We start from the raw sequence: 14,470 nt of genomic DNA, 5'->3' as shown, positions 1-14,470 counted from the left end.
ACTCCGCACAAAGCTGTCCCCATGAGCGCAACCGTCAGGATCGCGTCCCTGTTGGCTGCGCTGCTACTGTTTCCGAGAGCACGGCCGGCATTTGCAATGGAAGCTCCAAGCGTACCAGCAGGCCCTTGCCCTGCGCGCCGGCGCCAAAGGCCAGAGTGCCCTGGTGCAACAGGGCGATTTCATCGGCAATCGCCAATCCCAGCCCCGTTCCATCGCCAGACGCACCCTGGGCGCGGTAAAAGCGCTGCGTGATCTGCGAGCGCTCGGCCTCGGGCACGCCGGGGCCATCGTCCTCGATCTCCAGGAAGGCCCACCCTGGCGGCTCATCCGCGGACTGCCCCGCGCCATGGTACATGCCGCAGCGCAGCGTGACGCTGCCGCCGGGCGGCGTGTACTTGATGGCGTTGTCCACGAGATTGGACACCAGTTCGCGCAGCAGCCAGCTGTGGCCCCAGACACTGGCCGGAGCAACGTCAAGGCCGAAGTCCAGCCCCTTGGCGCTGGCCTGGTCGAAGAACATTTCCAGCATGCTTTCGCACAGGTCCTTGAGGTCCACCTGCTGCAGCGGCTGGACTTCGGCATTGCGGGCGTCGGCACGTGACAGCGCCAGCAGCTGGCGTGCCAGCTGCGAGGTGCGCCGCGTGGCGTCGCGCAATTGCTCGATCTGCGTCACGCTGAGCACCACCTGGGCCTCGGTGCCCTTGCGCCTCGCCTCGGCCTGGGCAGCCTGCGCGCTCAGCGCCCAGGCCTCGACCTGGGCCTGCAAGGCCGCCAGAGGCGTGCGCAATTGATGGGCGGCATCGGCCACAAAGCGCCGCTGGCCTTCGGCCTGGGCGTTGACCAGTGCAAACAATCGGTTGAGCGAGCGCACCAGCGGGCGGACCTCGGCCGGCGAGCTGTGCTCCGAGATGGGACTGAGGTCGCGCGGCGAGCGCCGCTCCACAGCCTGGGTCAGGGTCAGCAGCGGCCGGAAGGCCCGGCTGACCGACCAGTAGATGGCGATGCCAGCGCCCGCGATCAGCAACACGCTGGGCAGCAGCACATGCAGCAGCAACTGGCGCACCCATTGCTGGCGTACGTCGCCACCGTCGGCCAGCACGAGCACCATTTCACCGGCGCCATAGGTTTCGGCGCGCATGACGGCCACGCGGTAGGTCAGGCCGTCATGCTCCTGGCTGTGGAACTCGGCCAGCGGCGTGGAAGGCACATCGAAGCGGATCCAGGTGTCGCCGGCAACGACATGGCCCTGCAGGTCGCCCACGGCATATCCGACGTCGTTGCCGCGCTGGCGCAAGACTTCCTCGATGGCGGGCGTCAGCGCGACCAGCGGCGGCGTTCCCTCGGCAATCGACGGTGCCAGCACGGAGTCGGCCAGCGCGGGCAGCAGGCGCAAAAGGCGCTGGTCATGCTGGGTGGAGGCCTCGTCTGCCGAGCGGTAGCCGAACCAGCCGCCCATCAGCGCCAGCAGCGTCAGCGGCACCACCAGCAGCACCAGCAGGCGAAGTCGCAGATTGGCTGTCATGGGCGGTCAGCGCCTGGGGCCATGCGCCATGTCCGCATCAGGCAACGGTATGCGAGAGTTCCAGCCGATAGCCGAAGCCCCGGATGGAGCGCAGGGCCACGCCGTGCGGCTCCAGCTTGCTGCGCAGGCGAGAGACATAGACCTCGACCGCATTGGGCGTGATCTCTCGGTCCCAGCCCGTGAGCGCCTGCAGCAGCTTGTCCTTGCTGGCGGGCTTGGGCGCGTGGATCAGCAGGTATTCCAGCACGGTCCATTCGCGCGGGCCCAGGTCGATGGGCAGCAGCTTTCCCTCGCTCTCATCGTCTTGCGCAGGCTGGCGCGCGCCGGCGCGGCGGCCTGCCGTGTCCAGCTCGATGGGACCGAAGCTGAGGACGGCCGATGTGGCTGCCTGTGATCGGCGCAGCAACGCGCGCAGCCGGGCCAGCAGTTCAGGAAGCTCAAAGGGCTTGACCATGTAGTCGTCTGCGCCCTGGTCCAGGCCCTGCACGCGGTCCTGCAGCGCATCGCGCGCCGTCAGAATCAGCACGGGCATGGCCGAGCTCTCCACCGCGCTGCTGCGCAGGCGGCGCGTGAGCTCCAGCCCGTCGATACCGGGCAGGCCGATGTCGATCACGGCCAGGTCGAAGGCTTCCTGGGCCAGCACCTCCAGGGCGCGCTCGGCACTGCCGACCCAGTCCACGGCATACCCCGCATCGGACAGCCCCAGCTTGATGCCGCTGGCCACCATCACATCGTCTTCCACAAGAAGCAAACGCATATCAAACCTAAAAAACAAAAGCCGCCCAAAGGCGGCTTGCAGCAGACCGGCCCAGGCCGTCAGACCACGCCCGGGCCATGCGCGATGGTAACGCGAACCGCAAAGTCCGCGCCATCGGGCCTCAATGGCTGCGGATCATGGTGCCGTAGGCCTGGTCGGTCAGGATTTCCAGCAGCATGGCATGCGGCACGCGGCCATCGATGATGTGCACGGCGTTGACGCCGGCCTTGGCAGCATCTAGGGCGCCGCTGATCTTGGGCAGCATGCCGCCCGAGATGGTGCCGTCGGCGAACAGGGCGTCGATCTCGCGCGCCGTGAGGTCGGTCAGCAGGCTGCCAGCCTTGTCCAGCACGCCGGGGGTGTTGGTCAGCAGCACCAGCTTTTCGGCCTGCAGCACGGTGGCCAGCTTGCTGGCGACCACGTCGGCGTTGATGTTGTAGCTCTCGTTTTCCTCGCCAAAGCCGATGGGGCTGATCACGGGGATGAAGGCGTCATCCTGCAGCGCGCGCACCACGCTGGGGTCGATGGAGACGATGTCGCCCACCTGGCCCACGTCGTACTCGATGTTCGGATCCTTGTTGTCGACCATCTTGAGCTTGCGTGCGCGGATCAGGCCGCCATCTCGCCCTGTCAGGCCCACGGCCTTGCCACCGGCCTGGTGAATCAGGCCCACGATGTCCTGCTGCACCTCGCCGGCCAGCACCCATTCCACGACTTCCATGGTCTCCGCGTCGGTCACGCGCATGCCCTGGATGAACTCGCCCTTCTTGCCCAGGCGGTTCAGGGCCGTCTCGATCTGCGGCCCGCCGCCATGCACCACCACCGGATTCATGCCCACCAACTTCAGCAGCACCACGTCTTCCGCGAAGTCGGCCTGCAGGGCCGGATCGGTCATGGCGTTGCCGCCATACTTGATGACCATGGTCTTGCCATGGAACTTGCGGATGTAGGGCAGGGCCTGGGCGAGGATTTCGGCCTTGTCGCGGGGGGCAATCGAGAGGATATCGTTCATGGTGCTAGCCCGGGGGCGTGGAAGTAGTCAACAACAAGGCGGGCATTGTGCCGCAACTGCGCGGCAGTGTTGCATGCCCGGATGACGGAACGCCCATGGCGCCCGGTCATCATCCATTGTTCTGCATCCAGCCCGGCAGCTTGAAGCGCACGATGGCCAGATAGGCCACCACGTAGCTGACCACGAACAGCAGGCAGAACCCCACCAGGACCGGTGTATTGCTCCAGAACAGCAGCGCAGGCACCACGGTCAGCAGCGTGAAGGCCCACAGATAGGGGGAGGTCCGGTTATTGCGGCGAAGCATGCGCCGGGCCAGATCATCGTCGAACACGCCGCGCACGATGCGCCGATAGATGAGCTGGTGGAAATGCAGGGCATCCGCCATGCCCGGCGACATGCCGCGCATCAGCTTGCGGTAAATGGAAAACACCGTCTCCCAGACCGGATAGATCAGCAGCAGCATGGGAAACCATGGAGAGACTGCGGAATTGCGCTGCACCAGGGCGATGCTGGCCAGGGCAATCGCCAGGCCCCAGACATAGGCTCCGCCATCGCCGGCAAACATCATGCCGCGCGGGTAGTTCCAGACCAGGAAGCCGCAGGTGGCGGCGGCCAGCGTCACCAGCATGGCGGCCAGCGTGCGGTCGCCCACCTGCAAGGCCACATGGGCCAGCGCCAGGCAGATGATGGTGGCCACCATGCCAGCCAGCCCGTTGTATCCGTCGATGATATTGAAGGCGTGGGGCAGGCCCGTCAGGGCCAGGACGGCCAGGCCCATGCCCAGCCAGGGCATGGCAGGACCCAGCGCCTGTTCCAGCCAGGGCCAGCCGAGCCGAGGCACGGTGAGGCCGCACAGCAAAACAGCCAGCACGGCGCTCAGCAGTGTCAGCACCAGCCGGTAGCGCACGCTCAGGCGCTGCGAGACATCCTCGATGACGCCGCCGACCACGGCCGGCAGCATGGCAGCCAGGCATACGACGACCCACAGCTGCATGCGCAGCGACGAAGGATCTCCGCGCATGCTCAGCCAGGTGCCGACTCCCCAGGAGACAGCCAGCCCGAGGTACATGGGCACGCCCCCCAGCCGGGGCACCTCGCCCATGTGGAAACGCTGCGGCTTGTCGTATCCGTAGGAGGACGTTGCGGACCGCCGGGCCCAGCGCAGCAGCAGCGCACAGCCGATGAAGGAGACCATGAAGGCCAGTACCGACATCCAGATCACGATGGTTCTCCACGCAGGCTGCGCAGCGAGAGCGCTGCCTGCGGCAGGGCCCTGGCCTTTCGGTAGGCCGGGCGGCTCCACAGCCGCAGCAGGCTGGCCACGTGCCATGCGCCGTGGCGCAGGCTGCGCCGACTCGCCCTCTGGCCCGCATGGACCACAGGCAAACCGCCGCGCCTGAGTTCTCCGCCCAGCACCCGCAGGCGAAGGCACAGATCCACATCCTCACAATACATATAGAAACCTTCGTCAAACCCACGCAGTCGCAGCCAGCTGTCCCGGCCCAGCACCAGGCAGGCCGCATTCACCCATTCCACATGCCGCTCCACGCGCCCGCGCAGCTTGCGCCGCAGCAAATTCCACAGCGATGGCAGCTCCCGTTCGAAATCCTGCAGCGCGCCGTCTTCACCGATCTGGGGGGGATAGGCCAGGGCCAGTCCCGGACGGGCCACCAGCGCCAGAAGGTCTTGCAACGGCTCCTCCTGCTCGCTCCAGAACACATCGGGATTGATCACGCAGACAAACGGCTCCCATGCGCTCGCCAGCGCCCGGTTGTGGTTGCAGCCGAACCCCAGAGGCTGCGCATTGCGCCGGATCTCCAGAGCAAAGGGCCAGCCGGCCACGGGCGCCTGGGGCTCAGCCTCGGGAATGTTGAGCGTCAACACCACACGGGACACCGGCGCAAGGCGCGCCGAAGCCAGGCACTCAAGCAGCCTCTGGATATGAGCGCCATGTCCGTGGCTCACCACCGACACGACCAACGATGAACCCATCAATGCCGCCCTTCAGATCTTCAAATTCCCGCACGGGAATCACGCGCCGCAGAAACGGCGGCACAGAGTATTCCGCCGACGGCCTTCGTCAAGCGTCAGCGGCCATGCCGTAATGCAAAAAAATGCAACAGCCGCGCAATATGTCATTACCCGGCCATGCCATGCAGTCACTGCAGTGGCCGGCATTATGATGCGCGACAATCTGCCGCCCGGACTTCCGGGATTTTTTGCGCCCTGACGTGGGCGCAGCTTGCTGCCCGCTGCGGACTGGCCAAGGCCGTCTGGCATGAATGAATACGGCTGCGGCACCTGCTCCCAGCGGAGAGATTGCCCGGCACCCCTTTTCCTATGACCACACCCATTCCCGATCCCCACGTCTACCTGCGCACCGTCGATCTGAACGAGCGCACGTCGCTGTCCGTGCTGGCCGGCCATGTCCGGGCCCAGGCGCACATACTGGATCTGGGCTGCGGCAGCGGCGCGCTGGGCGCCTTTCTCGCCGAGCACAAGCAATGCGTCTGCGATGGCGTCACCCTGAGCCAGGAAGAGGCACGCCATGCCGCGCCCTTCTACCGCCATGTCCATGTGGCCGACCTGGAGGATTGCGATCTGGACCAGCTCTTCGGCGATGCGCGCTATGACTACATCGTCTGCGCCGACGTGCTGGAGCACCTTCGCCAGCCCGAGCGCATCCTGGCTGCATGCCGCAAGCGGCTGACGCCCGAAGGCCGTCTGCTGATCTCCGTGCCCAATGCAGGCTACAGCGGCCTGGTGGCAGAACTGCTGCATGGCGAATTCCGCTACCGCGAAGAAGGCCTGCTGGACCGCACCCACCTGCGTTTCTTTACGCGGCGCTCGCTGTCGCGCTTTCTGGCCGAGCAAGGCTGGCAGGTGGACGACATCGACACCATCGAACGGGCGCTCCCCGAATCCGAATTCCGCGTCGCCTACGACAGCCTGCCCCCTGCCGTTGCCCGCCACCTGCTGGCCACGCCCGATGCACTGGCCTATCAGTTCATCGCCAGTGCCGCCCCGGTGGCCCAGGCACAGGCCATCGAGCCGCCGGTGAACTATCCACAGGCACATGCCCTATTCACGGCACAGCTCTACATGGCACGCGCTGGCCGCTATGACGAGGAAAGCAAGCTCTCCACCACGGGCATCATTGGCCAGGCACGCCAGACACTGCGCTTTGCGCTGCCCGACCACAACACTTCACTGAGCCATCTGCGTCTGGACCTGGCCGACCGGCCGGGCTTCATACACCTGCACCGGCTGGCCTTGCTCGATGCGCAAGGCGCCGTCGTCTGGCAATGGCTGCCCGAGGATTCGGACGCCGCCCTGCTGGGGCAACGCCCGCATCATCAGCTCGTGTGGAATGGACTTCATCCGGCAGGCGCCTTCTCGCTGATGCTGCTTCTGACCGGCGATGACCCCTGGTTCGAACTGCCCATTCCCGCAGAAACCCTGGCTGCACTGCGTGGCGCCTCGCTGGAGATCGAGATGGGATGGCCCATGTCGGCCGACTATCTGGCGCTGGCGGGCGCCGTGCAGCCGCTTGAACGGCAGATCGCGCAGGAGCGCAGCCGGGCCAATGATCTGCAGGATCAGTGGCACACACAGCGCATGCGGCTTGAGCAGCAGCACGCGCAGGATGTCCAGCAACTGGAAGAGCGAAGCGCTGCGATCCATAGGCTGCAGCACCGCAACGCCCTCCTGGAAGACAGCCACCAGTCGCAGAGCAAGGAGCGCGCCATCTGGCAGCAAGAGGCCACCCGCGTGCAGCGGGACTTCGCGCGCCTGGAGCAGCACCTGCGCGATATCGAGAACTCCACCGTCTTCCGGGCCACGCGCCCTCTCGTCCACGCCAAGATGCGCATTGACCGCCTGCTGGGCCGCACGCCCGTGCCTGCCCCTGTCCTCCACACACCCGTGCCCCAGCCGATGCCGCAGCAACCCGTCGATGTGATCGTGCCCGTGTACCGCGGCCTGGACGACACGCGCAACTGCATCGAATCCGTTCTGGCCAGCCCCTGCCGCACGCACTGGCAACTCGTGGTCATCAACGATGCCAGCCCGGAGCCCGAAGTCACGGCCTGGCTGCGCGAGAAGGCTGCGCAGGAGCCCCGCATCACTTTGCTGGAGAACGAGGAGAACCTCGGCTTCGTCGGCACCGTCAACCGCGGCATGGCGCTGAACACCGCCCATGACGTGCTGCTGCTCAACAGCGACACCGTGGTTGCCAATGACTGGCTGGACCGCATCCGCCAGGCTGCCTACGGCGATGCACGCATCGCCTCCGTCACGCCGTTTTCCAACAACGCCACCATCTGCAGCTACCCGCGCTTTTGCGAGGGCAACGACCTGCCGCCCGGCATGGACACGGCCGCCATCGACGCACTGTGCGCGCGCACCAACCCCGGCCAGGTGGTGGACGTGCCGACCGGCGTGGGCTTTTGCATGTACATCCGCCGCGACAGCCTGAACGCCGTCGGCCTGTTCGACACCGAGCACTTCGGCAAGGGCTATGGCGAGGAAAACGACTTCTGCCAGCGTGCCGCAGCCGCTGGCTGGCGCAACCTGCATCTGCTGGACACCTTCGTGCTGCACACAGGCGGCGTGAGCTTCGGAGAAAGCAAGAGCCCGCGTGAACGTGCCGCCATGGAAACCCTGCGCAGGCTGCATCCGCGCTACGAAGCCGATGTCATGGCCTTCGTCCAGGCCGACCCTGCGCGCACGGCACGCCTGGCGCTGGATGTGGCACGCCTGCAGGCCGAGGCAGCGCAGCAGCCCGTGGTGCTGGCCGTGCTCCACGATCGGGCGGGCGGCACCGTGCGCCATGTCCGCGAACTGGCGCAGTTCCTGCAAGGCAAGGCACTGTTCCTCATGCTGTCCCCAGCCGCAGGTGGAGTCGTGGTCCTGCGCCGTGCCGAAGAGAAGGAAGCCTTCGAGCTCGCCTTCCGCATCAACGACCAGATGGAGGAGCTGGTGCAGGCCCTGCGCCAGCTGGGCGTGGTGCACGTGCACTACCAGCATCTCCTGGGCCACAGCGAAGCCATCCTGGACCTGCCCGCACGCCTGGGAACGGCCCATGACTTCACGGCCCATGATTTCTACACCTACTGCAAGAATATCTCGCTGACCGGCATCGACAACCGCTACATCGTGCCGCCCCGCGCGGGCGAATGCGGCTGCTGCGAACCAACGGACACAGCCCCCTATGCCGGCACCGTGGCCCAGTGGCGCCACCGCAATGCGCTGCTGCTGAACAACGCGCGCCATGTGCTGGCCCCCAGCCAGGACACAGCCAGCCGGATCGCCGGCTTCGTGCCCGGGGCACGCGTCCAGGCCGTTGCCCACACCGACATGCCGGCACAGTTGCCGACCCCAACGGCACGCACATTGGCCGCCACGGCCCCACTCAAGATCGTCGTGCTGGGAGCCATAAGTGCCATCAAGGGGGCCGACGTGCTTGAAGCCGTGGCTATCGAAGCAGCCAAACGCGGAGCTCCTGTGGAATTCCATCTGCTCGGCTATGGCTACCGCAGCCTGCAGACCCAGCCACGCGCACGCCTGACGGTGCATGGTGGCTACAAGGAAGAGGAACTGCCTGCGCTGCTGGAGTGGCTGCAGCCCGACCTGGCCTGGTTCCCCGCCCAATGGCCGGAGACCTACAGCTACACGCTCAGCGCCTGCCTGGCCGCCGGACTGCCCATCGTCGCGCCCGACATAGGGGCCTTCCCCGAAAGGCTGGCAGGCCGCGACTGGTCCTGGGTCATGCCCTGGGACGCCAGCACCGCCCAATGGCTGGACTTCTTCGCGCAAATACGCGAACGCCACTTCATTGAAGGACAGCTGCCGCAGCAACCGGCCGCAACAGGGAGTGCCGCCGCCCAGCCGGGAGCGGCTTTCTATGGCGACGCTTATCTGGAGGGACTGCAGCCACGTGATCTGGCCTTGCTACAGCCTCTGGATGCGGCTTTCCTGGGCGTACACCGCCTGCAACGTCATGACCATGCTGCAAGATCGGGAGCACTGATCCTGCTGGCCCATCTGCGCTCGCTACCCATCCTGCGCGGCGTGGCCAGGCGCATTCCCGCGCACTGGCAACGACGGGTCAAGAATTGGCTGCAGGCCTAGGCGCCGCCCCTCCAATGGCAGGCCAGCGTTTCAACCAACGCTTGGCCGCCTGAATGCAGGGGCGTTCCACACAATGCCAGGACAGCAGGGCCAACGCCAGAATCAGCCCCAGAGACAACAGCAAGCTGACCCACAGCGGCCACACCCTGCGCAGACACAGTTCAACGACGGCTTGCTGCACAGGGAAAGCGTAGATGTATACGCCATAGGACAAATCTGCACGCCAACGGCTACCAGCCTTCGGATTGCCCACGAAGGCCACATAGAACGTCCCGCAGGCAATCAGGGCCCAGACGGCAACCTGCCGCCAAAGCGCAGCGTCAGTCAGCAATGCGCATACGATGGCGCCCAATGCAATGGCAGCCATCCATGCACGGGGACGGACGCGGTAGGCTGCCATCGTGCTGCCCAGAAAAAACGGCACGCCAAAGCCACAGAAATCCCGCCATCTGAACAACTCGGCCACTGTACCACCTGTGGCTGCCAAGGCTTCATCCCACCCTCCGCTGCGGGCAAGCTGCCAAGCAATCGCCAGCAGGAAAGCCGACAGGGGGTAAATCCAGCGGCGTCCTCTGGCAAACCATGCCAGCGACGCCAGCAGCAGGTACATGAAAAGCTCGTAGCGTATGGTCCACAGTGAGCCATTGACCGCGCGCGCGAACGGGTTTGACTCGAACACACCTGGAAGGGTCTGGACGGTCGCCAAGCCCATCACATTGTTCAGGAAGTTGATCCAGGTTCCTCGCGCAGCCCAGTATTCAGTGGACGGCATCGTGGTGACGGCCCAGCCCAGCACAAAAACCGAAAACGCGACAGCTACCGCCAGACCTGGGAAGATGCGCATCAAGCGCTTCAGCCAAAAGGCGCGCCACATGGGTGCCCGCATCCAACTCTCGCAAACCAGATAGCCGCTGATAAAGAAGAACACATAAACCGCCAACGACCCCAGGCTATGGCCCGGAAATGGCACGGGCAGATGGAGTCGATACAGGAAATCTCCGTGCGCCGCGAAGACGGCCAGAGCCGCCGCAAGGCGCAGTAGATCAAAGCGGTTGCCGATGCTTTGGGAATTCTCCATGCAACACTAACCCCCTGCCAAACTCAAAAACGATGCGCCAGACGTTTGAAACGCAAGGCGGGAGCCTCTACCAGATGCCAGGAGGCATAACCGGCAACCAACGCCAGCATGAGCGCGGCCAGAAGGCTCCAGGCAAACGGCAAGTGTGGCCACATCGCCTGCACTGCCTGCTGTATCGGGCATCCCAATACATAGATGCCATATGAAGGGTCTCCTGCCCGGTGCAGCCAGGAAAAGACAGGGGCGCGCAAAGATCCAAGATAGACCAGAAGCGGGGGAAGCAGCAGCAGCCCTGCCGTATGCTGAAGCTTCAACCCGAAGAACAGCCCGGCAGACAACGGCAGCAGTACCAGCACCATCACACCGCCGTGCTCAGCAAACCGCTGTTGCCACAAGGCAAGCAGGCTGCCGAAGGCAAAGTAGGCAGGATACTCAAACCAATGCCGCATTGACCCTGTCAGGTCCGCATTTCTCATTGCCAAAAAGAAGGCCAGATAGGCCAGAAGCACGGTACATGCCAATGGCCTCCAGCGGAAAACCCCCAGGGCGCCAGCACCCACAAGGACGGCGTAGCACAACAGCTCCAAGGGAATCGTCCATAAGGGGCCATTCATCAGTCCTGCCAGTGGATTTGCAGGGAACACGCCAGGCATCACGACATAGGCTTTGACCAGCAAGAGATTGCGCCAATGCGCCAGCGTTTCCGGATGAATCAGGAATTCGCCCAGTGGCAACGACGTGAAGATGGGACCGAACAGAAATACGCTCAACAAGACGGCGACAAGCATGCCTGGCCAAAGTCGCAGCAGCCTTTTGAAAACGAATGCCAGAACCCGGGGATCGCGCAACCAGCTCAATGTGACAAGAAAGCCGCTGATGCTGAAAAAGGTCATCACGGCCACTCCGCCCACCATGTCTGCGTGCAGCCACCCGGGAGGCTTGGTGCCCGTGATGTGGAAGTGATGGCTGAATATCACGGCAGACGCTGCAGCCATGCGCAACACATCGAAGCCATTGTGATGCGCAGGCCGCGCCGTGAGGCCAGGAGCACTCATAGCGAGCTCAGCTCTTGCCCAACAAAAGCAAAATCTCGTTGTTGCGCAGCCACTCCTCAGGGTAGCGCCCCGCCAGCGCCTCGGGAATGGCCATGTCCACCTGGCGCCGCTCCTCACGCAACACCTCAAAGCCGGCCTGACGAGCGATATCGACCAGTTCGTCTGCCGTCAACCGGTTCAGCGCCTGGTACTCCTTGAAGACAAAGCGCTTGTAGCCATCGACACCGAAATCGGCAAAGCCGAAGTCCACCTCGGCGGCGTCCAGCGGACCTTCATGCTTTTCGATGATGCTCCACAACTCCTCCTCCGACGCCAGCAAGTGGTGCCAGGGCACATCGTCGTAGCGGCGCAGGTGCGAGCCCCAGGGAGAATGAAACAAGGGCTCGATCTGCAGGAAGAACACGCCTCCCGGGCGCAGGCAAGCATGCAGGTCGGACAGGATCGGCAGCACCTTGTCGCGCTGCACATGCTCGAAGGTGGACCAGCTGAGCAATCCGTCATAGTTCGCATGCCGGCCGGCCAATGGCGAATTCGGCACGATGGTCTCGAAGCTCAGCGCAGCGGGAATGCGCGACATGCCCAACTGCTCGCGTGCAATGCGGGGCAGCTTGGCGTATTCCTGACGGATATCGATGCCATGGATGGAGGTTGCGCCATGGCGCAGCACCAAAGCCAGATCGGTGATGCCATCGCCGCAACCGAAATTCAGCAACCTGGCCTTGGACAAATCCAATGACTGTCCGAGCCAGTCATGGGCCAGATCCGCTGCATAGTTGAAATGCGCACGAAACCACTCATCGGTGATCTTGCCGGCGTCCCATGGCGCCAGGCCCAACAGCCGTTCCTGCAAACGCAGCATCCAACTCATGCAATCGTCCTCTCTATTCTGTCTACAACCCTGTCAACACGCTCACAGCCGCTGAAGCACATAGGCATCCTGGTGGTTCCAGAAATGCACAAGTGATCGATGGCGCAGCGCATCGGTGCCCCAGGTCTCGGCAATACGGTCCAAGACGAATTGCTCGGAAGTGAACGCCGTTCCATACTCATTGGCATCGATGGCATGCGACTCGCTGGACGGGGCAAAGAAAAATCCCTCGTCATCCAGCTTCACGCTGTCGAAATCTGCGGCCTTCATGCCGTGCGTGCTGAAAACCAGCAACCCGCCAGGAGCCACCGCATCGCGCAACACCTGCAGCCAGCGCGTCCAGGTCGAGCGCGGCAGATGGCTGAACAGCGAGAGCACGAACACCAGTTCGTACTGCTGCGGCCAGCGTACCTGCTCCGGCACGCTGGCCGACGCAAAGCCCTTCACGCCGAAGGTCTGCTGCGAAAAATCCACAGCATCGACCACGATGTCCGAGACCGTGACCCGTTCCGCCCCCAGCGCCTTGACCAGGTGCCGCGTAAAGCGGCCGTGACCACTCGCGAACTCCAGGACGCTGGCCGTGCGCAGCAAAGGCTTGTCCACGGCTTCCAGCAGCAGCATCAGCTCCGACAGCGTGCGCCAACCGTCGGCGAAGTAGTCGCGCAGGGGATTCAGGCTGGAAGGGTGGCCGCAGAAAAATCCGAAGATATCGTCCTGGGGCGAAATCCGGCACTCCAGCCCCATGATGTTGGAGAACGAGCCCACAAGGCCATGGGCCTCAATCAGTTCATGCGCCTGAAGCAGCGTATCGCGCTCGCTGCGGGCCCGCACCAGGACCTGGGCTGCTCCAGCCAAGTCTCCTTGAACCAAAAGCTGCTGCGCCTCAAGCAACAGTCGCTGTCCTTCACTGGTTATCGCGGGGGAAGAATTCGTTGTATTCATCGGTATATCAAAAATTGCGAGAGATCGGCTTTGCGGCCGACCTCAGCTCACCAGGCGCCTCAACCCGGGAATCGAAAAAAGAGTCAGCGAGGTCAGGGCAGACAAGGCAAACACCACCACCGTCAGTACTGGCCAGTATCCGCCTGCCTGCGGCAGGCCATAGCCCCAGCGCGCCAGCATGTCGATCCAGAACGGGTGGATGGCATAGATGCCCAGGGTCGCCTTGCCCAGGTGGTTGACCCAGGCGGGCACGGCTTGGGGCGGCAGGCGCAATGCCAGCAAAAACACCGAGAAAGTCAGCAGCATCGCAAAGGGGCTGCGGTTGCTGTAGAAAAGCACGAAGGCCCAATCCTTGAGCACCGGATAGGCCACCGCCACGCCAACCGCCATGCCCGCAATAGCCAGCACTACAACGGCCACAAGCTGCCAGGTGGCAACGCGCACCGGACGCCGCAGCAGATAGTAGCCACCCAGGAAATAGACCACAAACAAGGGTGCCAGACCGATGAAACTGGCATGTGATGTCTTTTGCAGCGTCTGAGCGATGGAGGCAAACCAGGTCATTCCTGCCGCCACCATCAAAAGGTGGCGCCAGCCTGGCCCCTCCCCCACGCCCAGGACCGCGTAACGCATGGCCGGCATCATCAGATAAAGGCCTAGCATCATGTACATGAACCACAGGTGGTACCAGGGGCTACCCAGCACAACATCCTGCACGATACCGGGCCAGGTAATGCCACCCCACATCCATTCACGCCAGGCGAAATAGAACACCGACCAGAACAGCAGTGCAGGCAGCAGGCGGGACAATCGCTGGCCGACAAAACCCCAGGGATCACGCTCTGCAGGACGCGCCAGCAATACGGCTCCCCCGACCATCACGAACATCGAGCTGCCGAAACGCCCTGCCGCATCGCCAATATTGGCCACCCACCAGCCAAGGCTGTGCACGTCTACCTGAGAGACCCGCAGAACCGCCGTGTGCACCATGATCACGGCGAAGGATGCCAGCACCTTGAGCAGATTCAGGCGCGGATCGACACCTCTGCTCGCCTCGCCGGTGGATGAAGCGTGGTGCTGCAATTGTGTCGACTCCTGCGCCAT

11 protein-coding genes are annotated in these 14,470 nt (G+C 64.1%); 1 reads left to right on the top strand and 10 read right to left on the bottom strand.

Annotated features, from left to right (window positions below):
• Positions 1-34: 34 nt before the first annotated feature.
• The 5 genes from ACF8NF_RS07755 to ACF8NF_RS07735 form a co-directional block, all read right to left on the bottom strand.
• A complete protein-coding gene (locus tag ACF8NF_RS07755; protein WP_016451814.1) occupies positions 35-1,522 on the bottom strand; it encodes an ATP-binding protein in 1,488 nt (495 codons plus the stop codon).
• Positions 1,523-1,559: 37 nt separating this feature from the next.
• A complete protein-coding gene (locus ACF8NF_RS07750) occupies positions 1,560-2,279 on the bottom strand; it encodes a response regulator transcription factor (RefSeq protein ID WP_016446445.1) in 720 nt (239 codons plus the stop codon).
• A 121-nt stretch (positions 2,280-2,400) separates the two neighbouring features.
• Positions 2,401-3,291 (bottom strand): acetylglutamate kinase, encoded by an 891-nt coding sequence (gene argB, locus ACF8NF_RS07745; RefSeq protein ID WP_012203251.1) that lies wholly within the window; start codon positions 3,289-3,291, stop codon positions 2,401-2,403.
• Positions 3,292-3,400: 109 nt separating this feature from the next.
• Positions 3,401-4,504 (bottom strand): glycosyltransferase family 4 protein, encoded by a 1,104-nt coding sequence (locus ACF8NF_RS07740; RefSeq protein WP_203401067.1) that lies wholly within the window; start codon positions 4,502-4,504, stop codon positions 3,401-3,403.
• Between the two features lie 5 nt (positions 4,505-4,509).
• The gene (locus ACF8NF_RS07735; RefSeq protein ID WP_392408271.1) at positions 4,510-5,283 is read right to left on the bottom strand and encodes a glycosyltransferase family 2 protein; all 774 of its coding nucleotides are present in this window, start codon (positions 5,281-5,283) and stop codon (positions 4,510-4,512) included.
• Positions 5,284-5,631: 348 nt separating this feature from the next.
• Here ACF8NF_RS07735 and ACF8NF_RS07730 point away from each other — a divergent pair, with 348 nt between their 5' ends.
• Positions 5,632-9,423 (top strand): methyltransferase domain-containing protein, encoded by a 3,792-nt coding sequence (locus ACF8NF_RS07730; RefSeq protein WP_392450373.1) that lies wholly within the window; start codon positions 5,632-5,634, stop codon positions 9,421-9,423.
• On the opposite strand, the gene ACF8NF_RS07725 is transcribed toward ACF8NF_RS07730, so the two are convergent.
• From ACF8NF_RS07725 to ACF8NF_RS07705, 5 genes are read right to left on the bottom strand one after another with little or no spacing between them, the layout of a single operon-like run.
• Positions 9,401-10,501, bottom strand: a complete 1,101-nt coding sequence (locus ACF8NF_RS07725; RefSeq protein ID WP_154835777.1) for an acyltransferase — start codon at positions 10,499-10,501, stop codon at positions 9,401-9,403. The two genes, ACF8NF_RS07730 and ACF8NF_RS07725, sit on opposite strands and share 23 nt — an antisense overlap.
• A gap of 23 nt (positions 10,502-10,524) precedes the next feature.
• Positions 10,525-11,556, bottom strand: coding sequence for an acyltransferase family protein (locus ACF8NF_RS07720; RefSeq protein ID WP_392450372.1), 1,032 nt, complete (start codon positions 11,554-11,556; stop codon positions 10,525-10,527).
• 7 nt (positions 11,557-11,563) lie between these two features.
• Positions 11,564-12,424: a bifunctional 2-polyprenyl-6-hydroxyphenol methylase/3-demethylubiquinol 3-O-methyltransferase UbiG gene (locus tag ACF8NF_RS07715; protein ID WP_043789924.1), complete on the bottom strand. Its 861-nt coding sequence runs from the start codon at positions 12,422-12,424 to the stop codon at positions 11,564-11,566.
• 42 nt (positions 12,425-12,466) lie between these two features.
• Positions 12,467-13,366, bottom strand: coding sequence for a bifunctional 2-polyprenyl-6-hydroxyphenol methylase/3-demethylubiquinol 3-O-methyltransferase UbiG (locus tag ACF8NF_RS07710; protein WP_154835781.1), 900 nt, complete (start codon positions 13,364-13,366; stop codon positions 12,467-12,469).
• A 42-nt stretch (positions 13,367-13,408) separates the two neighbouring features.
• The gene (locus ACF8NF_RS07705; RefSeq protein ID WP_392450371.1) at positions 13,409-14,470 is read right to left on the bottom strand and encodes an acyltransferase; all 1,062 of its coding nucleotides are present in this window, start codon (positions 14,468-14,470) and stop codon (positions 13,409-13,411) included.

It is taken from the genome of Delftia sp. WSY_22, from assembly GCF_043104185.1.
GTDB lineage: Bacteria > Pseudomonadota > Gammaproteobacteria > Burkholderiales > Burkholderiaceae_C > Comamonas > Comamonas tsuruhatensis.
Note: the sequence above shows the minus strand (reverse complement) of the source record. Positions and strands in the feature narration are given on the sequence as shown.

What these genes read in the sequence shown, in the direction of transcription:
- ACF8NF_RS07755 (WP_016451814.1), bottom strand. Translation starts at nt 1,522, where the DNA reads ATGACAGCCAATCTGCGACTTCGCCTGCTGGTGCTGCTGGTGGTGCCG.
- ACF8NF_RS07750 (WP_016446445.1), bottom strand. Translation starts at nt 2,279, where the DNA reads ATGCGTTTGCTTCTTGTGGAAGACGATGTGATGGTGGCCAGCGGCATC.
- argB (WP_012203251.1), bottom strand. Translation starts at nt 3,291, where the DNA reads ATGAACGATATCCTCTCGATTGCCCCCCGCGACAAGGCCGAAATCCTC.
- ACF8NF_RS07740 (WP_203401067.1), bottom strand. Translation starts at nt 4,504, where the DNA reads ATGTCGGTACTGGCCTTCATGGTCTCCTTCATCGGCTGTGCGCTGCTG.
- ACF8NF_RS07735 (WP_392408271.1), bottom strand. Translation starts at nt 5,283, where the DNA reads ATGGGTTCATCGTTGGTCGTGTCGGTGGTGAGCCACGGACATGGCGCT.
- ACF8NF_RS07730 (WP_392450373.1), top strand. Translation starts at nt 5,632, where the DNA reads ATGACCACACCCATTCCCGATCCCCACGTCTACCTGCGCACCGTCGAT.
- ACF8NF_RS07725 (WP_154835777.1), bottom strand. Translation starts at nt 10,501, where the DNA reads ATGGAGAATTCCCAAAGCATCGGCAACCGCTTTGATCTACTGCGCCTT.
- ACF8NF_RS07720 (WP_392450372.1), bottom strand. Translation starts at nt 11,556, where the DNA reads ATGAGTGCTCCTGGCCTCACGGCGCGGCCTGCGCATCACAATGGCTTC.
- ACF8NF_RS07715 (WP_043789924.1), bottom strand. Translation starts at nt 12,424, where the DNA reads ATGAGTTGGATGCTGCGTTTGCAGGAACGGCTGTTGGGCCTGGCGCCA.
- ACF8NF_RS07710 (WP_154835781.1), bottom strand. Translation starts at nt 13,366, where the DNA reads ATGAATACAACGAATTCTTCCCCCGCGATAACCAGTGAAGGACAGCGA.
- ACF8NF_RS07705 (WP_392450371.1), bottom strand. Translation starts at nt 14,470, where the DNA reads ATGGCGCAGGAGTCGACACAATTGCAGCACCACGCTTCATCCACCGGC.